The 1,302-nt window shown below is 36.0% G+C and carries 2 protein-coding genes; both read right to left on the reverse strand.

The window, feature by feature from the left end; translation table 11 throughout:
- The coding region (locus tag LD28_RS23695; protein ID WP_206538758.1) for a hypothetical protein at nt 1-197 on the reverse strand (197 nt) is incomplete at its 3' end.
- Nucleotides 194-1,302, reverse strand: a 1,109-nt coding sequence (locus LD28_RS22485; RefSeq protein ID WP_193354315.1) for a ThiF family adenylyltransferase, incomplete at its 5' end; no start/stop codon positions are given. The genes LD28_RS22485 and LD28_RS23695, both read right to left, overlap by 4 nt.

The following is a 1,302-nucleotide window of genomic DNA, read 5'->3' on the forward strand; positions in this document are numbered from 1 at the left end:
CTTCTATCTTTAGGCTGAGGGGTAGAACATAAATCAATAAAAATTATTTTTTCCTTATGATTTATGGCTCCAATTAAAACGCCACACGCTTCAAGATCTTTATGGTCTATTTGGCGAAATGAATTCCAGATGTTGTGAACGTTTTCTGAAATTTCAAGTGTGAAGTTTTCTTCGCTGATTATCTTGATCTCATTCATCTTGAACCACATACATGACAGTTTTCGTTTGCAATTTCTTTTTCTGTATTCGTCATGCGGAAAAATCTATGAGATAGTTTTATACCATTGTCTATAGCCAGCTGACCATCGCCTCTCCATGAATGACAGATGTTTTTATCTAATTTACCAGATAAATTGTCTAGTGCTAGGCGAGTAACTAGCATAGCCGTCTGAATAGAGTCTAGATTCGAATATGATATAAATTCAGAGCCACATCCGGCATGAGACTTTAGTATAGCTTGGTTTTTTGCTATAAAATTTATATTCGGGTATAACTCCATCTCATCAGATACATTATCTATAAATAAACAGTTTAAACAGCCTTGATGCATTTTGTTGTGATAAATTGCATGTCCTCCAACCCCAAATGCTTCGATCCATCCATATATTATCGGAGTTTTACATTGAGAACTTATTACCCATGAGTCAAATTTTCTCTCATGGTTCGCATTACCTGTTAGAACTAAGATTAAATCAAAATTATCAGTTATTGACTCATCCATATATTCTAATAAGAGTTTCTCAGATGCTTTTACCTTTACAAAGGGATACTTTGTCTCTAGATATTGTTTCAGACCACTTGCTTTATTGTACCCTACGAATTTAGATCCTAAACAATGTCTATAAATGTTCTCTATTGATAGGCTATCTGGATCAGAGAGAGTTATGTTGCAAATACCTGAAGACACTAATTGCTCGGCAACCATCCCTCCTAGACTTCCACAACCAATAATGCAAACATTTTTTTCATCTAGGTTGATCTTTGCTCCAGCCCTGGATAAAAGATGGGTTCTAGACATCACATCAAGTTGAATTGCTGTACCTTGCCAACCCTTCACATTTATAGGGGTCAATGGAATGCTCTGTTTTTTCTCAGCGGTAAATTTTAAAGCGACCCAGACACGTCCGTCACAATTGTTAAATGTACATACAACAAAAAACTCTTTTGATTTAGTTAGTCGACTAATTTCCCTAAGCTTTTCGCTAACATGAAGGGGTTGTGACTTTAGTATCTGCTCCCACCATGCAATGATACTTTCATTCGGTGATGGTGGTAATGGACACTCGTCAAGATGTATAATAC

This window comes from Aeromonas finlandensis (genome assembly GCF_000764645.1).
Lineage (GTDB): Bacteria > Pseudomonadota > Gammaproteobacteria > Enterobacterales > Aeromonadaceae > Aeromonas > Aeromonas finlandensis.